This window comes from Fischerella sp. JS2 (assembly GCF_032393985.1).
In the GTDB taxonomy this organism is placed as follows: domain Bacteria; phylum Cyanobacteriota; class Cyanobacteriia; order Cyanobacteriales; family Nostocaceae; genus Fischerella.
The window spans coordinates 2,159,086-2,178,403 of the sequence record NZ_CP135918.1; the positions used below are offsets into that span (position 1 = coordinate 2,159,086).

The following is a 19,318-nucleotide window of genomic DNA, read 5'->3' on the forward strand; positions in this document are numbered from 1 at the left end:
TATCAATTGATTCTAAATTGTGTTCACACAAGAGTTAGGATTGCAAGATTGCGATAAATTGTGATTAAATCTCTCAAAACTTCATATTGTTACAAAAACTCATAAATACCGTGTTTCCAACCTCGGTCTTCACACTAGATAATGGTTTAACCTTTATCCATCAAGAAATTCCCGACACTCCTGTAGTTGTGGCGGATGTTTGGGTGCGTGCAGGTACTAGACTTGAACCAAGCCCTTGGTTTGGTATGGCTCACTTTCTAGAACACATGATATTTAAAGGAACTGCAAACCTGCCACCAGGAGTATTTGATCAAAAAATAGAAAACAGGGGTGGGGTAGCTAACGCGGTTACTAGTTATGATTATGCCCATTACTCTATTACCACGGCTGTTGCTTTCATTGAAGAGACTCTTCCCTACTTAGCAGAACTATTACAGAATGCGGCGATCCCTGAAGATGAATTTAGCCGCGAACGAGATGTAGTGTTAGAAGAGATTCGCTCTTGCCAAGATGATCCTGATTGGATAGGATTTCAAGCATTACTTCAGAGTATTTATCAGCACCATCCCTACGGACGTTCGGTGTTGGGTACAGAACGAGAACTGATGCAACACTCACCAGAGGACATGCGCTGCTTTCACCGCACTTATTACCAACCCGAAAATATCACGGTGGTAATAGTTGGGGGAATCAACCAGGAAGTAGCTCTAGAATTAGTTAGTCGTGAGTTTAACAGCTTTGGCGATCGCTGTTGTGAGTGTCCACCGACAGAGGAAGTAGCAAAACCAATCATCGCCGGAATTCGCCGTCAACAGTTAGAGTTACCCCGCTTAGAACAAGCCCGATTGTTGATGGCGTGGACTGGGCCAGGAGTCGAACAACTCCGCAGCGCTTACGGTTTGGATTTACTCTCAGTTTTACTAGCAGAAGGGCGGACATCACGCTTAGTCCGGGACTTACGGGAAGAACAACAATTAGTGCAGGGTATATGCAGTAATTTCTCCCTGCAAAAAGATGCAAGTTTATTTACGATTACTGCTTGGTTAGAACCAGGAAACCTGGAACGTGTTGAGTCCTTAATTCGCCTACACCTAGAAGATTTAATAACCAATGGTATTTCACCCCAGGAACTAACTCGCTGTCAACGCCTGTTATGCAATGATTTTGCATTCTCCACAGAAACGCCTAATCAACTAGCAGGATTGTATGGATATTACAACACTATCACCAAAGTAGAATTAGCGATGACATATCCAGAAAAAATCCAGTCCTATGATGCCCAACAACTGCAAAAATTAGCACAAGAGCATCTTTCACCAAATCATTACGCAGTTACTGTATTAAAACCTTGTTAGGTGTTAGTTGTTAGTTGTTAGTTGTTTGGAACAACCACTAACAACCAACCACCAACCACCAACCACCAACCACCAACCACCCAGAAATGACCACTTCCCTAAAAAAATCTCACATTCACCGTACAGTCTTAGATAATGGTATTGTATTACTCCTGACAGAAAATCCCACAGCAGATATAATTGCAGCGCGGATTTTTATTCGTGCTGGTAGTTGTTATGAAAACCGGGAAAAAGCAGGATTGGCACATTTGCTGTCTGCGGTATTAACAAAAGGATGTGAGGGACTCTCCAGCTTGCAAATCGCTGAACAAGTGGAGTCTATAGGGGCTAATTTAAGTGCAGATACTGCTGCTGATTATTTTCAGCTGTCTTTGAAGACAGTCACGGCAGATTTTGTTGATATCTTGACACTAGCAGCAAAGATACTGCGATCGCCTACTTTTCCAGAAGTAGAAGTAGAATTAGAACGACGCATCGCCCTGCAAGATATTCGTTCTCAAAAAGAACATCCCTTCACTGTCGCTTTTGATCAACTACGACAGGTAATGTACCAAGATCATCCCTATGCTATGTCAGCATTGGGGAATGAATCAACCATGAGTCGCATCACTCGTGCAGATTTAGTACAGTTTCACCAGACTTATTTTCGTCCAGATAATCTGGTAATTAGTATTGCCGGTCGCATCACCCTAGATGATGCTGTTGCAGTAGTAGAAAAAGTATTTGGTGATTGGCAACCACCTGCTACGTCATTGCCCATATTAAATTTACCAAACCTCACCGTCCAGCCAGAATGCGTAATTATACCCCAACAAACCCAACAATCAATCGTCATGTTGGGTTACATGGCTACCGCCGTCAATTCTCCTGACTACGCTGCTTTGAAGTTATTATCTACATACTTGGGCAATGGACTTTCCAGTCGGTTATTTGTGGAACTACGAGAAAAGCGGGGCTTAGCTTACGAAGTATCTGCCTTCTACCCCACACGACTTTTTCCTGCCACATTTGTAGTGTACATGGGTACGGCTCCCGAAAATACTCAAATTGCCCTGTCTGGACTACAAACAGAAGTAGATCTACTGTATACCAGTCCACTTACAGATGTAGCATTACAAGCAGCAAAAAATAAAATTTTAGGGCAATACGCTTTAGGTAAGCAAACTAATGGACAACTAGCCCAAATATATGGCTGGTACGAAATTTTGGGACTAGGAATTGAATTTGATCAAAAATTTCAGGAACTGATAGCCAATGTTAACGCTGATGATGCGATGACAGTAGCTTCTCGGTATTTACAGAAACCTTACGTATCTTTAGTTGGTCAAGAAGAAGCAATTAAATCAGTGAACAGTAAAAAGTGTAGACGCGCAAGCGGCTTCCCGTAGGGTACAGTTATCAGGCAAATGGTGTGGTGTTACAGCAATTAAGTCGTTAGGGGCTTATACCTATTGACGAAACTGATAACTGATAACTAGCAAAGATGCAGTTATTTAGTAGCAAATATCATAGTTTTTGCTCTTGCATTTTATCACCTTTTGCCTTATAGAGTATTACCATGAACTTTACCGAGGGCAGAGTTCCATGACAGCCAGATTCTTTGGCTACTTAAGTTCGCTAAACCAGTTTGTAAAATGCTGCTTACCTAAACAGAAGCAGGGGCATAAATTGTTAATAGGAAGCAGATTACTGCTATTTTCCTCTGCACCAGTGCTGTTTGCCTCCTCTGTTGTACCAGCAGTTGCAGCACCACTAGAAATTGCCCAAATCGCCCAAGTCAGCATCAATCGTCCTAACTTGCAACTAGGTAGTCAAGGACAGCCTGTATCGGAACTACAAGCCGCACTGAAACTTTTAGGCTACTACACAGGTACAGTAGACGGAAATTATAACCAAGCAACAGCCAAAGCAGTTTCTCAATTTCAACAAGCTGCTGGCTTAAATCCCAATGGTATTGTTGATGCTGTTACTTGGCAAAGACTTTTTCCTGGTGAAGCGATCGCATCGTCCACCGCTTCTGTCACTTCTGTCACCAACTCAGCCAGTAACTTTCCGGTTCCAACTCAAATTCTCAACAACTCCACAACAACTACAACTCAGAGTGCGAATAATTCTACAGTACTTACTACCACTCCCGAACCAAAACCTGCCACACCACCTAAACAAACTACATCTACTAATTCCCAGAAGAAAACTGTGACTCAATCATCATCTACTCGTTCCCAGCAAAACACCCGTTCCCAATCAACTAAACCCACTCAACAAAATAGCCGTTCCCAATCAACTAAACGCACTCAGTCAACTCCACGTTTTGAGAAGATTGCTGGTGTGCAATACACTTCCAAAGGATACCCCATCTTACGCCCAGGCATGAGTAATATTGAAGTCAGAAGATTACAAATAAGACTGCGAAAACTCGGCTATCTTGAAAGTGCTGTGGATGGCGATTTTGGCAAAGAAACTGAAGCAGCAGTTAAAGCTTTGCAAAGACGCTATGATATTGAACCTGATGGTGTCGTGGGTGGCGACACTTGGGAAGTTTTGCTGCGGCGACGTTAATTTTTATAACCCTAGTTTATCACTCAAGATTGATGTAAAAGCCCCAATTAAATTTCGACAATTGTAAAAAACCTGCAAATCTTTTCTAGGTAAAAGCAATTGTTGATTTGCTGTTCGTACTTATAATTGGAGGCAAAATGAATCCTGAGCAATATTATGACCCAAATACACCAGGATCTTCAACTCATGGCAGTGGAGAAATTCAAGTAGATGCAGACTCAGATACTTCTCGTGCAGATGAAATTGAAACTCCTAACTTGCAACAACCAGATTTAAATGATTCTAGTCACGAATCTGATAATGCTGATGTCGCAATTCCTGAACCTTTCAACGACAATCAAGATGAGAATGTTGTTGATCGCCAAATGGGAATTATTGGTCGTACGGCAGGATAATAACATCACTCTTCTGAGTTAGGTAAAAAGAGTCTATCGTGGAAAATAGACTCTTTTTTTTAGTTATTTAATTCCCTCTAAGAAGTTAGAGAACTGTGTCAAGTTATAGACATAATTAGTTACCAGTATTTAGATAAAAATTAAATTTTGGTCGCTCAAAAATAGCAATATTATTCGTAGTCAATGCTTTAGCGTTTATCATCTAATTTTAAAGCAACTAGAGCATTACTAAAACATTCGTAAAAGACAAGATCTCAGACTTCTTAGAGAAGTCTGGGTCTAACGCTTGCAATTGTCACAAATCATGTAGGATTGCTATAGAGCCGCTTACTACATATGATTTTAGGAAAATTCTCAAGGGAAGAGACAAATCACAATTAAACAGGTTATGAAAAACTTTCTATTAACTTGGCTTGGTACAGCAGTTGCATTGCTAATAACAGCTAATATTCTTCAATATTTTGATATTGGCTTTGAGGTAGATAGTTTTGTTACAGCCTTGATTGCTGCTATATTCATTGGGATTGTCAATGCTTTTATTCGTCCAATATTGAGAATATTAGCCTTTCCGATCACCTTACTGACCTTTGGTTTATTTGCCTTTGTTATCAATGCATTTGCTTTATGGTTAGCAAGTTTTCTCACTCCCAGTTATGGTTTTGTGATTGAAGGACCGATCGCAGCTTTGTTAGGTTCAGTTGTATTATCAATAGTTTCTAGTGTAATCAATTATTTTTTGAGAGTAGTTGAATAATAGTTATTGGTCATTTATCATTTGTCATTTGTCATTGGTCATTAGTTAGTGATAGTTATTGGTCATTTGTCATTTGTCATTGGTCATTAGTTAGTGGTTGATTATTATCTACCCCTCACACCCCACCCTTACCTTAAGCCGCGCAGGGCGCGTACACACTCCCCACTGCCCCTAATCCCTCCAAGGGCCAGGGCCGGTGAGTTCCCCATCTCCCTACACTCTCCACACCCCTCACACCTTCCTCTCTTCCACTTGGGCTATAGCTACCGTTACCGTACCCTTTTGATCTTGGATTACAGAACGAAAAATTTGTTTGGAAACTAACAGACTTTTACACTCAGCTGCACATAAAGCAGCAGCTTCAGCAACACTAGGAGTTGCTATATGTTTATAAATCAATTGGGAAGGATTGGGAACGTAAACTGTGCGGAGAACTTCAGCAGGGAAGGTTTTTAACAGCCAATTTTGTTTCCGACAAAGTTCTACTAAGCCAGCTTCATCAGCTTTAGTATCAATAGTAGCAATACCTGCGATCGCATTTTGGGAAAGTTGATGTTCTCTAAATACATGGATAATTGCTGCTTCTATCAACTCTTGTGAAGTTTCTTTCTGACAACCAACTCCCACCCACAAATTTTTTGAATAGAGAGAAAATTCTTCTAACAGCAATTTTAGATGTCCTAACGTGAGAATATCTTCTTATACCAATTTGAAAAAAGAATGCGATAGATAGACTGACATAACTCTTATGCACAAAGAGTTTCCCAATCCAAAATCCAAAATTGTATTAGACGGCAAGTGGACTCACCAAGGCACAAATTCACTAGACATAATTAAACGTAGAATCCTTCTGTCTTCTATTTACTCCACCGCCCCAACTGCCCGCAACAACTGTGCTACATCTTGATAACCATTAAACTCTGCTAGCATCAAAGCTGTATAGCCGCCTTGATTTTTTAAATTCACATCTGCACCTGCTTGTAGTAATAGTTGCACAGCTTCTGTATAGCCCCGTGAAGTTGCCCACATTAAAGCTGTTGCCCCGGCTGAGTCTTGAAAATTCACATTTGCACCCTTGGCTAATAGCTGCTGGATGACGCTGGTGCGATCGCGTTCTGCTGCTTTGATCAACGGTGTTTTGCCATCATCTGCTAAGATATTGGCATTAGCACCAAACTCTAACAACACCTGCACTGTTTGAGTGTGTCCCTGGGTAACTGCCAGTGTCAAAGGCACTTCACCAAAGTTTCTGACATTCACATCTGCCCCATGCCGCAGTAGCATTTCTACAATCTGGCTATGTCCCTGTAATGCTGCTACAAGCAAAGGTGTGTCACCCAGGTTGTTTCTGATATGGACATTCGCACCACGACTAAGTAATAATTCGACTACATCGGTATAAGCTTCGACAACCGCAAGATGGAGGGCAGTTTCACCATCTTGATCTTGATAATTAATATCAGCGCCTGCATCCAGTAAACAGGCTGTAACCGCACAATGTCCAGCTGCCACTGCTGCTGATAGTGCTGTACCGCGATCGCGATTTTGCAGTTTCACATCTGCCCCCGCCGCCAATAATACTTGTACAATTGGTAAATGTCCTAAGTCTGCCGCCAGCATCAACGGGGTTTCGCCTTCTTCGTCCTGGGTATTAATATCTGCACTGACTGATAAAATTGCTTGCACAACAGCAACGTGTCCTTGCTTGAGTGCTAATTTCAAAGCAGTATCATCATCTTTATCTTTGACATTCACGTCTGCACCAGCAGCCAGTAAAACTTGTACCACCTCAGCATGGCCTTTAAGTGCTGCTGCCATTAAGGCCGTACTACCATCTTCATTAGTGGCATTGACATCTGCACCTCTGGATACCAAAAGTCGCACAATGTCAATACTCTTAGCACTCGCAGCCAACATCAAAGCTGTTAAACCGTAGCGTCTTCTGCGTAAATTAACATTCGCCCCAGCATTCAAAAGCGATCGCGCAATTTCCGTATAGCCAAAATTAGCAGCAAACATCAACGCCGTGGTCCCTTCGCGATCTGTGACATCAGGAATTGCACCCGCAGCCAGTAGCGCTTGCACTTGCTTAATATCACCAGTTTTAACAGCCTTTAATAATGAAGCGTCATTAGTCATTAGTTATTAGTCATTGGTCATTAGTCAATAGTCCATCGTCAAGTGTCAAGAGTCAATGGTCAATTGTCCATTGTTGGTTGTTGGTTGTCGATTGTTAATTGTTGATTGTCAATCGTTAATGGTTAGTAGTTAATAATTATTTCTCTACTCCCCCCACCTCCCCATCTCCCCATCTCCCCATCTCCCCATCTCCCCATCTCCCCACCTCCCCATCTCCCCATTCCCCAATTTAAGGTTATGCTAATTTTTATGAAGATTTAAGAATAGGGGCTAAGGCAATGAATCTGGAACTATCACCATCGGTAAAATATTGGTTGCAATTCTTTCACCCGATCATGATGTGGGCATTATTGCTGATATCAGTATATGCTGCTTACTTGGGGCTACAAGTGCAGCGCACAAGAAATGCCCAAGGTGAACAAAAGAAAGAACTGATTAAAGGCAGATATAACGTTAGACATTACCAAATTGGATCTATTTTACTGGCATTTATGGTGGCAGGCTCTATTAGTGGGATGGCTGTAACCTACATTAATAATGGTAAGTTGTTCGTAGGACCACACCTGTTAGCAGGGCTGGGTATGACTGGTATTATTGCCTTTTCTGCTGCTTTATCTCCCTATATGCAAAAAGGCGCAAATTGGGCCCGTGTCACTCATATTTTGCTGAACTTTACCCTTTTGGGTCTGTTCACTTGGCAAGCTATCACAGGTATGCAAATTGTGCAAAAAATTCTGACTAATGCTTAGTCAATAGTCATTGGTCATTAGTCATTGGTCATTAGAAATTACAAATGACAAAGGACAAATGACCAATAACTATCAATATTGTTTATTTTTCTTGACATTTACTGGTAATTCTATGCCCAAAGACTGATGAAAATCTTCTTGGACTTTGCGGGTTAAACGACGGGAAACTTGGCGGACAATTTGATTAAGTAAGCGATCGCCTGTAGATTGCACTAAAGCTTTAGGTAGTCGCTGAATAAATCTGGGGAAGTTAATGTAGACTTTTAAATCCAATTCCCACTCTACTCTTGTAATTTTCATAGAATTAGTAGGAAGTTGGGATTGTTGAATTTCGATTAGCTGTAGCGAAGAATTATAGTTTACTTCATAACCAGGTGCTTGGTAATTGGGAACCGGGATGGTACGGATGCGGTAAATACGATCTTCAGGAGGAAGCAATTCTAAACCAACTTTTGGTTCTACTTCATAACCAAAAGATCCAAAGCGACCTATTACCAAAGCATAACCATTTTCCCCCAGTGGTTCTACTTTCATCGGCTCAGCACACCGGGAAAACCAACTACTATGATTATTTAAATATTCAGCAATCGTGTCAGCAGAGGCATACATTTCCATACTGTCTTGATAACGACCATAAAATGTCGTGGTAGTCCCTACAGATTTTTCTGGAGATACTGCTTCAGTTTCTGTGATCGGTGATGCTATAGACAAAACAACCTCTGTTGATTCCAAGGACTCAAATGCTTCTATAGACTGATATTCTTTATTTTTAGAAAACATAAGATATTTGTATATTTTTTTCTAATTGTCTAAATTAATATTTCCCCGATTGAGTGCAAGGTTTCGTACTAGATCTACATTTTGACCGAAAACTTAAAAATAAATTATAAAATTTCATCGAATCTCTACAATAGAGACAGAAAAAAGACATACTAGTTTCCCAGGATAACGTAGAAAATGAAAGCTTTTGTAGCAGGAGCAACAGGAGAAACAGGTCGTCGCATCGTACAAGAACTGACGGTGCGAAATATTCCCGTTCGCGCCTTGGTGCGTGATATCGAAAAAGCTAGGAGTATTTTGCCTAATCAAGTTGAATTAGTACAGGGTGATGTGTTAGATCGACAAAATCTAGCTGCTGCTTTGGGAGATAGTACAGTCGTTTTGTGTGCAACAGGAGCAAAACCCAGCTTTGATCCTACAGGTCCTTATAAAGTAGATTATGAAGGGACTAAAAATTTAGTCGATGCTGCTAAAGCTAAGGGGATAGAGCATTTTGTCATTGTTTCTTCTTTAGCTACTTCCCAATTTTTCCATCCCCTCAATTTATTTTGGCTAATTTTAGTCTGGAAAAAACAAGCTGAAGAATATCTGCAAAAAAGTGGTCTGACTTATACAATTGTCAGACCAGGTGGTCTGAAAAATGAAGATAACACTGATTCTATAGTCATGCAAAATGCGGATACCTTGTTTGAAGGTAGCATTCCACGACAAAAAGTTGCTCAAGTTTGTGTAGAAGCCCTGTTTGAGCCCGCAGCTAGGAATAAAATTGTAGAGATCGTAGCCAAACCAGAAGCTGCGGCGAAAAGCTTTAGCGAGTTATTTGCAAGTGTTGTCTGACACAAAAATTAATAGTTATTTGTCATTTGTCATTTGTTATTTGTCATTTGTAAGATCAATAACCAATGACCAATGACCAATTTTTAAGGAGTCGAACTCTGAAAGGCTTGGAACTTAAAGGCGTTGAAAAATTCATCGGCCCACTGGCTGCTTTGTTAGTATTTGTGTATTTATTCCAGTGGTATATTATCGATAATTTGCGATCGCGTCCTGATCCAGTATTCAATACTAGACAACCGCCCTTAGTGATGAAAGGTGGTGATCCCTATATCCGCGCCTTGATGCGAACGATTTCAGCCAGTGAGGCTAGCGGTAATCGTCCTTACTCGCTTTTGTATGGTGGAGAACACGTCAGTGACCTCAGTCGTCATCCAGAAAAGTGTGTCACAATTATCGTTGGCCCCAATAAGGGTAACTGTTCAACAGCAGCCGGCAGATACCAAATAATCAACACAACTTGGTTTAAAATTGCATCCAAATATCATCCAAAACCCATGCGACTTATGTTTTGGGTGAATTATAGTTTTGAACCAGAATATCAAGACACAGTGGTGCATAGTTGGTTGAGTGATTCTCAAGTTTGGGGAGTCAATATTTCCCAACTACTACGTCAGGGTAAATTAGATGAAGTTTTGCGGCGACTATCTCCCACATGGACAAGTTTAGGATATGGTATTGAAACTAATTCTGTAAGTCCCCTTTTACCCAAGATTTATCAAAAGATGTTACAAGAAGAGTTAAAGACGGTGAGGAAAGGGTGAAGGGGAAAGGATGAAAGGTGAAATATTAAGCATCTAATAGAAACAACTTGATATTTTCTACAAATACATTTGGATTTTCAAAATGAATATTATGCCCAGCATAATTAAGTATTTTTAGCTGGCAATATTGACATAATTTAGCCATCTGTTTATTTATATCTATAAATTTTTCGTCATTTTCACCAGCTAATAAAAGTAAATCATTTTGATTATCTTTAAGTTTTTCCCACAGAGAAGGTTGGCAGCCAGTACCCATGAATCGCAGAGATTTAGCTAACTCTATAGGGTTGTTTTGTGTTCTAATTTCTATCAAATTCTGAAACTGTGGATGATTTTTGATATTGCCAAAAATCAGCTGATTATACCAATTTATTAAAAAAGCAATAAAATCATTTTTTTCAATGCTTCTTTCTAGTTTTCTGGCAATTTGTTGATCTCGCTGAATTCTTTCTTGACGTTCTACACCTGTTGCTAAGCCAGGAGAAGCAGATTCTAGAATAACTTTTGGGAATCTTTGGGGAAAGTATAAAGTGAGATATAATGCTAATCTCCCTCCCATAGAATAACCCACTAAAAAGCATTGATTAATTTTTAAATTATCTAATAACTCTATTAAACCTTGGGCAGTATATGCCATTGTATAGCAATCTTCACTTCCCAAAACTTTTGTATTTCCATGCCCTGGTAAGTCTACTTTCAAGCAATAAAAATCATGTTTTAGCAATTGTATCGCTTCATCAAATTCATGGCTATTACCCATAAATCCATGTAAAAAAAGGATAACAGGTTGATTGCGATCGCCATCGAAAGCATAAAATAATTGATAATTTGCAATTGTCATAATTAAGTATGGGCAATCGGTAATACGTTTAAAACAGTCTTCCTTGGCAATTACCAACAACAAAACACGATATTGTAAACAATACCCCTACCCAATAAATAATGATTTTTGACAAATAACAACCTTCACGAGCTAGCCTTAAATTGTACCAATCTACTTAGTTAAATTTAAAGAAAAAATTATATTTTTTAAATTTTTGTCAATTCCAAATTACTTGAGAATATAAAATTTTCATGAAAAATTGGTTAAGAAAACTTTATATAAAGAATCTTGATAGTAAACAATTAATTTAACTATAAGACTCATATTTGATTTTGAAAAAAATACCTACTTATCTACCTCCCTGCTTACGCTTCTTTTTCTATTGCTTATTGCACTCTTTGCCTACTGCCTGCCTCTAAGAAAAGTTCGTAAAGCAAATCAGACTACTATAGAATAATGAAGACAGAATAATTAAGACAATCCCCAGCAAGTCCTGTAGCAGGAAGAGAAAATTTATGTTTAAATCTAAAAGATTTTAGGTAAAATCTACATAACTTAGTTTTTTTTCAAAGTTGAAATTTTGAATTTTCCACAAAAATTTGCTTAAGCGGCTCATTTGCTACTGTTGACCTAAAATAGTTAACAAGTCATTAACAAAAGCATTTGATTGAGGTTTATCTACCTATTTAATTAGATATCATACATAGTCTGTTCTATTTTAATTTCTACCCAGCGATAGTTAAGAAATCCTTCCTAAGAGTGCAATCACTACAAAAGCATTCTTAATTGCAATGCTACAGATTTAATTCTGCATTTCAAATTTCCTAGACACATAGACACAAAGTGGCTTTTTGTAGAGTAGCGACTTCCGCAGTTATTCCAAATTAAATTACAAAGGTGCAAAATGGTAGCAACACCCTCAAAACCAACCGCAGAAGAAATTAGCTCTATTAGCTGTTATGGCAAAGCACGGTCAACAGTTGACGGCGCACCCCTTAGCTCTGATGAACTCCGCAAGATGCACGCTTTCTGGCGTGCTGCTAACTACTTGGCTATTGGTATGATTTATCTGCGGGATAACCCACTGCTAAAAGAACCTCTCAAACCTGAGAATATCAAGCATCGTTTATTAGGACATTGGGGTTCTAGTCCGGGGATCAGTTTTCTTTATACTCACCTCAACCGTGCGATCAAGAAATTTGACCAGGACATGTTATACATCGTAGGTCCTGGTCATGGTGCGCCTGGATTCCTTGGCCCTTGTTATCTAGAAGGCAGTTATTCCCAATACTTTTCCGACTGTAGCGAAGACGAAGAGGGAATGAAGCGCTTTTTCAAGCAGTTCTCTTTCCCTGGTGGGATTGGTAGCCACTGCACCCCTGAAACTCCTGGCTCGATTCATGAAGGAGGTGAACTAGGTTACAGCATATCCCATGCTTATGGTGCAGCATTTGATAACCCCAACTTGATTGTTGTAGCACTGGCTGGGGACGGAGAAGCTGAAACAGGGCCTTTGGCAACCTCCTGGCATTCTAATAAATTCATCAATCCCATTCGTGACGGTGCAGTGTTACCTATTTTGCACCTGAATGGTTACAAAATTAACAACCCTACGATTTTGGCTCGTATCAGCCATGAAGAGCTAGAAGACTTGTTTCAGGGTTATGGCTACACTCCCTACTTTGTAGAAGGCTCTGATCCCGAAAGTATGCATCAGGCCATGGCCGCAACTTTAGATCATTGCATCTCAGAAATTCATAAAATTCAACAAGAAGCTCGTAGTAGTGGCATTCCTAAGCGTCCTCGCTGGCCGATGATTGTCATGCGTACTCCCAAGGGTTGGACAGGGCCTCAAGAAGTCGATGGACACAAAGTCGAAGGTTTCTGGCGCGCTCATCAAGTGCCAATGGGGGCAATGCATTCCAATCCAGAGCATGTCAGAATGCTAGAAGAATGGATGCGCAGCTACAAGCCTGAAGAATTGTTTGATGAAAATGGTACGTTATTCCCTGAAATTAAGGAAGTAGCGCCTACTGGCTCAAAACGTTTGGGTTCGACTCCCTACGCGAATGGTGGTGTGCTGCGTCGGGGACTGAAGCTACCTGACTTCCGCAAGTATGGCGTTGAACTGGAAAAGCCTGGAACAATTGAAGTTGAAAATAATAAGCCTCTGGGCGTTTTCTTGCGCGATGTTATCAAGTGCAACATGTCTAATTTCCGCGTGTTTGGCCCCGACGAGACTACCTCCAATAAGCTGAATGCTGTTTACGAAGGCAGTAAGAAGTTTTGGATTGCCGGATATTTACCAGAAGATGCTGACGGTGGTGAACTGTCACCCGACGGTCGTGTCATGGAAATTTTGAGTGAACACACCTTGGAAGGCTGGCTGGAAGGCTACTTACTCACCGGTCGTCACGGCTTCTTCTCTACCTATGAAGCCTTTGTCCACGTGATTGATTCGATGGTGAACCAACACGCCAAATGGCTGGAAATTAGCAAACACGTTAGTTGGCGCAAAGAAATTTCTTCACTCAACATCTTGATTACCTCTACGGTGTGGCGGCAAGATCATAACGGCTTCACTCATCAAGATCCAGGCTTTTTAGATTTGATTGTCAACAAGAGTGCAGACGTGGTGCGTGTGTATCTTCCCCCCGATGTCAACTCACTGTTGTCTGTTGCTGACCACTGTTTGCGGAGTCAGGACTATATTAATGTGATTGTATGTGACAAGCAAATGCACTTGCAGTACCATGACATGGAAGCTGCCGTCCGCAATTGCACTAAGGGCATTGATATCTGGGAATGGGCAAGTACAGATGCTGGTGCAGAACCAGATGTAGTGCTAGCCTGTGCAGGTGACATTACCACTCTAGAGGCATTAGCTGCATCAGTGTTATTGAGAGAAAATTTCCCTGAGTTGAAAATCCGGTTTGTGAACGTCATTGACTTGTTCAAGTTACAACCGAATACAGAACATCCTCACGGTTTGAGCGATCGCGATTTTGACAGTCTCTTCACCCTCGATAAGCCAGTTATTTTCAACTTCCACGGCTATCCTTGGTTGATTCATCGCCTAGCTTACCGCCGTCATAACCACAACAACATGCATGTACGTGGTTACAAAGAAAAAGGTAATATCAACACACCATTAGAGCTGGCGATCCAAAATCAGATTGATCGTTTCAGTATAGCGATCGATGTGATTGATCGGGTTCCAAAACTCCAAGTAGCAGGCGCTCACGTTAAAGAAATGCTCAAGGATGAGCAAATTTCCTGCCGTAACTACGCCTACGAACATGGTACTGATAAGCCCGAAATTGTGAATTGGAAGTGGCCTTACTAGTGAAGGATGAAGGGTGTAGACGAGGCAGTGCGGTGGACGGGTTTCCCGGCATAAAGCATCTGCCGTGCGCTCATAGGCTTCTCTTAGAGTAGGCTGAAGGGTGAAGAGTGAGTAAATATATTTTTTCCCTTCCCCCTTTCCCCTTTTCTCAACTCCTTGGTATAAAGTTATGACTTACGCAGACTTTCTGACTCGCTTGAATCCTAAAGCTATGATTGTTCCATCTGGAGCAAAGATCAAGATGAAAGACTTTGATCCAGACTATACGGGCAATTTTCAAAAAAGTGAAGCCCAAGAGTTATTACAAATCGGGGTCAAGGAGTTAGCGAAGTATCAGGATATACTTTATGCCCAAGATACCTATGCTTTGCTGATCATTCTTCAGGCTTTAGATGCTGCTGGTAAGGATGGCACAATCAAACATGTCATGTCGGGGATCAATCCTCAAGGTTGCCAAGTATTTAGTTTTAAAGCTCCCTCCGCAGAGGAATTAGATCACGACTATTTGTGGCGCTCATTCAAAGCTTTACCAGAAAGAGGACGTATCGGGATCTTCAATCGTTCTTACTACGAAGAAGTGCTAGTGGTGCGTGTACATCCCGAACTCCTTGCTAAGCAAAAATTGCCTCCTCAAACAAAAGACAAACACATTTGGCAGCAACGATTTGAAGAGATAAATAACTTTGAAAAATATCTCGTTAATAACGGCATTATCGTGCTGAAATTTTTTCTCAACCTCTCAAAAGAGGAACAAAAAAAGCGCTTTTTAAAGCGAATTGATCTGCCGGAAAAGAATTGGAAATTTTCCAGCAGTGATGTCAAAGAACGGCAATTTTGGGATGAATACATGCAGGCATACGAAGATGTCTTCAATCATACCAGTACAGAATGGGCGCCTTGGCATATTATCCCAGCAGATCATAAATGGTTTACCCGCATTGCTGTAGGCTACTTTATCTACCAAAAATTAAAATCCCTGAACTTGGCATATCCCAAAGTTAGTGAAGAACATTATGCACAATTGTTAAAAGCAAAGGAAATCCTCGAAACAGAGGAAGGCTAAAGGGAAGGGTGAATACCATTTCACTATAAGTCCGATAGATTTGGCGACTAAAAGACGAGGAGGACAAGGAAGACAAACAAGAGGATTTGTATCAATCAATATTGTGAAATGGTATCAGGGGATTTTATTCTCCTCTACCCTTTCCCTTTTAACCTTTTCCATTGTCCAAACTTCTGTAAGAAGTCATTTCACGGTATTCTGGACGTAGCCAAACCATAGCAGCATAGGTCGAGCGCCAATGCAGACAACAGCAGCAGAACAAATCAATCCCTTGGCTGGCAAACCTGCTCCAGCCGATATTTTGATTAATGTCGAACAGCTTTTGGATCAGTACTACACGGTTCATCCTGATCCTGATAATCCACTACAACGCGTTAGTTTTGGTACATCAGGTCATCGTGGTTCTTCTGTCAATGGTACATTCAATGAAGACCATATTTTAGCCGTATCTCAGGCGGTTGTGGAGTATCGCCAAAGTCAGGGTATTAATGGGCCGCTGTACATGGGTATGGATACACATGCACTCTCGGCTCCTGCCCAAAAGTCTGCGTTAGAAGTGCTAGCAGCTAATAATATAGAAGTTCACATTGCTGCGGGCGAAGGTTACGCACAATACACGCCTACACCAGCAGTATCTCATGCCATTCTTTGCTATAACAAAGGTAGAACTAGTGGATTAGCAGATGGGATCATTATTACCCCATCCCATAACCCACCCAGTGATGGTGGTTTTAAATATAACCCACCTTCTGGTGGCCCGGCGGAGCCAGAGATTACTAAATGGATTCAAACTCGCGCCAATGAGTTAATGGCAAATCAAAACCGGGATGTGAAGCGCATTCCCTATGAATCTGCTATCAAGGCAGCCACGACTCACTATTTTGACTTTATTACTCCCTATGTCAACGATTTAGAAAACATTATCGACATTGAGGTCATCAAATCCTCTGGTATCCGTATTGGCGTTGATCCCTTAGGTGGCTCGAATATTGCCTACTGGCAGCCGATCGCTGAACGCTATGGTTTAAATATCACCGTAGTTAACAACACTGTTGATCCGACTTTCCGCTTCATGAGCGTAGATTGGGACGGCAAGATCCGCATGGACTGTTCATCACCGTACGCTATGGCCAGCTTAGTCAAGATTAAGAATGACTACGATATCGCCTTTGGCAATGACACAGACTCTGATCGCCACGGAATCGTCACCCCCAGCGTCGGCTTAATGAACCCCAACCACTTCCTGTCTGTAGCAATTTGGTATTTATTTACTAATCGTAGTGGCTGGTCGGCAACAAGTGCGATCGGCAAAACTTTGGTCAGTAGTAGCATGATTGACCGAGTTGGTACAGACATCAGGCGGCGGGTATGTGAAGTACCTGTCGGCTTTAAGTGGTTTGTAGACGGTTTGCTTGATGGTTCCTTTGGCTTTGGCGGTGAAGAAAGTGCTGGTGCTTCTTTCTTGCGTCAGGATGGAACTGTCTGGACAACCGATAAAGATGGTATAATATTAGACTTATTAGCAGCAGAAATTACGGCGCGTACAGGTAAAGACCCTGGCTTGCACTATCAAGACTTAACTGCGAAACTGGGCAAACCATTCTACAAGCGGATCGATTCTCCCGCTTCACCAGAACAAAAAGCGCGTCTAGGCAAACTCGCACCGGAAGATGTGAAAGCATCTACTCTTGCTGGCGATCCCATTACTGCCAAATTAACCAACGCTCCTGGTAACAATGCGCCAATTGGTGGATTGAAGGTCACGACTGAAAATGGCTGGTTTGCTGCTCGTCCCTCTGGTACAGAGAATGTATGCAAGGTTTATGCTGAAAGCTTTAAGAGCGAAGCTCATCTAGAGGAGATTTTGCAAGAAGCAACACAAATTGTTGCTAATGTCGTTTAGTTGTTGCACCTTTAGAAGATTGCAATCAAAACTAGTTGCCGCTCTAGAATCAAATTAGGGCGGCAATTATTGTGGTTTTATGATGTAGCGATCGCTGCTGTAAATATTTCATAATCAACTATATAATTAAATAAAAATGCTTCATAGTTTTTAAAGGTCTTATACCAATTCGCAAAAATTCTACTACACACAAATAATGTTTGGAAATTAGCACAGGCGTGCTAACCTAGCATCTACATATGTAGCCTCCTTTTGGAGAATTGGTTTTACTTTTTACTTTTGACTCTTTATTTCCTCAATGTGGTCTGAACTCACAAAAGCGATCGCTAACATCAATCTTCCTGCTGATTGGCTCGGTATCCGAGTAGTTAAAGACACCTCTGCTCATCATGCTGTCCGTGATGGCTTACCCCAACGCAACGGTAAATCTGTCACCACAGGCGCCATGCTAGAAGTCATGGTTGATGGCTGTATCGGCTATGCAGCTACTAATTCTCTCCAACTGATGAGTCTACAAAACACTGCGAAAAAAGCGTATCAACAAGCACTAACAGCTAAGCAGTGGTGGGTACATCCTTTTCAAGTCACAAGTGAACGTCCGAAAGTGGTTGGTGAATACGTTTCACCTTTTGTTGAACCATTAAATAGTCTTAGTGCTGGAGAAATCAACGATTTACTAGTCCGGATCTGCCAATCACTAAAAGTTTCTGAGCAAATTGTGAAAACTACGGCTGGCGCTAACACTGGCGAAAGAGAAACATGGTTTGTCAGCAGTAATGGCTCAGAAGTATATCAAAAATTTTTGTTTCTCAGTACCCATTACGGAGCGATCGCCCAAGATGGAGCGATCGTGCAGCAGCGCACTAACAATGGTTGGGAAGCAAACTATTTCCAAGGTGGTATGGAATTACTCCAACCAGAAAATCTCTGGCAAAGGGTACAGCGAATAGGGGAAGAAGCAGTAGAACTGTTAACAGCAGAAGAATGTCCCACCACACGTACTAATTTGGTATTAGCCCCAGACCAAATGATGTTACAAATTCATGAAAGTGTGGGACATCCCCTCGAACTAGACAGAATTTTAGGAGATGAGCGCAACTACGCTGGCGGTAGCTTTGTGAACAAAAGTGATTTTGGGGTTTTGGTGTATGGTTCTCCCTTGATGAATATCACCTTTGATCCCACTGTTTCCGGTGAATCAGCTAGTTATGGTTACGATGACACTGGTGCTGTAGCAACACGAGAGTATTTAATCAAAGAAGGTGTGCTATTGCGGGGTTTAGGTAGTTTGGAAAGTCAAAAAAGAGCAGGTGTCCCGGGAGTAGCCTGTGCGCGTGCTTGTTCTTGGAACCGACCTGCCATTGACCGGATGGCAAACTTAAATTTAGAACCAGGTGAAGCTTCTTTTGAAGAAATTATTGCTGACATAGAACACGGCGTTTACATGGAATCTAATCGATCTTGGTCAATCGACGATCGCCGTTATAAATTTCAATTTGGTTGTGAGTACGCTAAATTAATTGAGAACGGTAAGTTAACTAAAACCTTGCGTAATCCTAACTATCGAGCTACAACTCCGGAATTTTGGCACAGCTTAACTAAAGTCGGAAACTCCTCAACTTGGGAAATGTACGGTACTCCGTACTGTGGTAAAGGAGAACCAAATCAAGCTATTTGGGTAGGACATGGTTCACCCGTTTGTCAATTTGCTAACGTCGAAGTATTCGGTGGTGGCGCTTGAAGAAGATGGGGAGATGGGGAGAACCGGAGATGGGGAGAATGTAGAATCAAACTCTCCCCACCACCCCACTTCCCCACCACCCCATCACAAAAGTAGCTCCCCCACTCCCCTTT

16 protein-coding genes are annotated in these 19,318 nt (G+C 41.4%); 12 read left to right on the forward strand and 4 right to left on the reverse strand.

Annotation, left to right across the window (positions count from 1 at the left end; all coding sequences use genetic code 11):
* Nucleotides 1-110: 110 nt before the first annotated feature.
* The 5 genes from RS893_RS09005 to RS893_RS09025 all read left to right on the forward strand — a co-directional run bounded on the left by RS893_RS09005 (nucleotide 111) and on the right by RS893_RS09025 (nucleotide 5,063).
* Complete coding sequence (locus tag RS893_RS09005; RefSeq protein ID WP_315790857.1) at nucleotides 111-1,355, forward strand: pitrilysin family protein; 1,245 nt, start codon at nucleotides 111-113, stop codon at nucleotides 1,353-1,355.
* Between the two features lie 86 nt (nucleotides 1,356-1,441).
* Nucleotides 1,442-2,743 (forward strand): pitrilysin family protein, encoded by a 1,302-nt coding sequence (locus tag RS893_RS09010; protein ID WP_315790858.1) that lies wholly within the window; start codon nucleotides 1,442-1,444, stop codon nucleotides 2,741-2,743.
* Nucleotides 2,744-2,939: 196 nt separating this feature from the next.
* Nucleotides 2,940-3,914: a peptidoglycan-binding protein gene (locus RS893_RS09015; protein ID WP_315790859.1), complete on the forward strand. Its 975-nt coding sequence runs from the start codon at nucleotides 2,940-2,942 to the stop codon at nucleotides 3,912-3,914.
* A 137-nt stretch (nucleotides 3,915-4,051) separates the two neighbouring features.
* The gene (locus RS893_RS09020) at nucleotides 4,052-4,309 is read left to right on the forward strand and encodes a hypothetical protein (RefSeq protein WP_315790860.1); all 258 of its coding nucleotides are present in this window, start codon (nucleotides 4,052-4,054) and stop codon (nucleotides 4,307-4,309) included.
* Nucleotides 4,310-4,697: 388 nt separating this feature from the next.
* Nucleotides 4,698-5,063, forward strand: a complete 366-nt coding sequence (locus RS893_RS09025; protein WP_315790861.1) for a phage holin family protein — start codon at nucleotides 4,698-4,700, stop codon at nucleotides 5,061-5,063.
* Between the two features lie 231 nt (nucleotides 5,064-5,294).
* Here the strand turns inward: RS893_RS09025 and RS893_RS09030 are convergent, their stop codons facing one another.
* A complete protein-coding gene (locus tag RS893_RS09030; RefSeq protein ID WP_315790862.1) occupies nucleotides 5,295-5,732 on the reverse strand; it encodes a cobalamin biosynthesis protein in 438 nt (145 codons plus the stop codon).
* A 192-nt stretch (nucleotides 5,733-5,924) separates the two neighbouring features.
* A complete protein-coding gene (locus RS893_RS09035) occupies nucleotides 5,925-7,202 on the reverse strand; it encodes an ankyrin repeat domain-containing protein (RefSeq protein ID WP_315790863.1) in 1,278 nt (425 codons plus the stop codon).
* Nucleotides 7,203-7,480: 278 nt separating this feature from the next.
* Here RS893_RS09035 and RS893_RS09040 point away from each other — a divergent pair, with 278 nt between their 5' ends.
* A complete protein-coding gene (locus RS893_RS09040; RefSeq protein ID WP_315790864.1) occupies nucleotides 7,481-7,951 on the forward strand; it encodes a DUF4079 domain-containing protein in 471 nt (156 codons plus the stop codon).
* Nucleotides 7,952-8,023: 72 nt separating this feature from the next.
* Here RS893_RS09040 and RS893_RS09045 read toward each other — a convergent pair whose 3' ends face one another.
* Complete coding sequence (locus RS893_RS09045) at nucleotides 8,024-8,731, reverse strand: DUF1997 domain-containing protein (protein WP_315790865.1); 708 nt, start codon at nucleotides 8,729-8,731, stop codon at nucleotides 8,024-8,026.
* Nucleotides 8,732-8,908: 177 nt separating this feature from the next.
* Here RS893_RS09045 and RS893_RS09050 point away from each other — a divergent pair, with 177 nt between their 5' ends.
* Together RS893_RS09050 and RS893_RS09055 are read left to right on the forward strand one after the other, a co-directional pair.
* Nucleotides 8,909-9,568: an NAD(P)H-binding protein gene (locus RS893_RS09050; protein WP_315790866.1), complete on the forward strand. Its 660-nt coding sequence runs from the start codon at nucleotides 8,909-8,911 to the stop codon at nucleotides 9,566-9,568.
* 65 nt (nucleotides 9,569-9,633) lie between these two features.
* Entirely contained in the window at nucleotides 9,634-10,329 is a 696-nt protein-coding gene (locus RS893_RS09055) for a glycoside hydrolase family 24 protein (RefSeq protein ID WP_315790867.1), read from the forward strand.
* A gap of 25 nt (nucleotides 10,330-10,354) precedes the next feature.
* Here RS893_RS09055 and menH read toward each other — a convergent pair whose 3' ends face one another.
* The gene (menH, locus tag RS893_RS09060; RefSeq protein WP_315790868.1) at nucleotides 10,355-11,170 is read right to left on the reverse strand and encodes a 2-succinyl-6-hydroxy-2,4-cyclohexadiene-1-carboxylate synthase; all 816 of its coding nucleotides are present in this window, start codon (nucleotides 11,168-11,170) and stop codon (nucleotides 10,355-10,357) included.
* Between the two features lie 886 nt (nucleotides 11,171-12,056).
* Between menH and RS893_RS09065 the strand changes: the two genes are divergently transcribed.
* The 4 genes from RS893_RS09065 (at nucleotide 12,057) to RS893_RS09080 (ending at nucleotide 19,205) form a co-directional block, all read left to right on the forward strand.
* Nucleotides 12,057-14,498, forward strand: coding sequence for a phosphoketolase family protein (locus tag RS893_RS09065; RefSeq protein WP_315790869.1), 2,442 nt, complete (start codon nucleotides 12,057-12,059; stop codon nucleotides 14,496-14,498).
* A 169-nt stretch (nucleotides 14,499-14,667) separates the two neighbouring features.
* Nucleotides 14,668-15,561: a polyphosphate kinase 2 family protein gene (locus RS893_RS09070; protein ID WP_315790870.1), complete on the forward strand. Its 894-nt coding sequence runs from the start codon at nucleotides 14,668-14,670 to the stop codon at nucleotides 15,559-15,561.
* A gap of 238 nt (nucleotides 15,562-15,799) precedes the next feature.
* Entirely contained in the window at nucleotides 15,800-17,464 is a 1,665-nt protein-coding gene (gene pgm, locus RS893_RS09075; protein WP_315790871.1) for a phosphoglucomutase (alpha-D-glucose-1,6-bisphosphate-dependent), read from the forward strand.
* 298 nt (nucleotides 17,465-17,762) lie between these two features.
* Nucleotides 17,763-19,205: a TldD/PmbA family protein gene (locus RS893_RS09080; protein WP_315790872.1), complete on the forward strand. Its 1,443-nt coding sequence runs from the start codon at nucleotides 17,763-17,765 to the stop codon at nucleotides 19,203-19,205.
* Nucleotides 19,206-19,318: the final 113 nt, after the last annotated feature.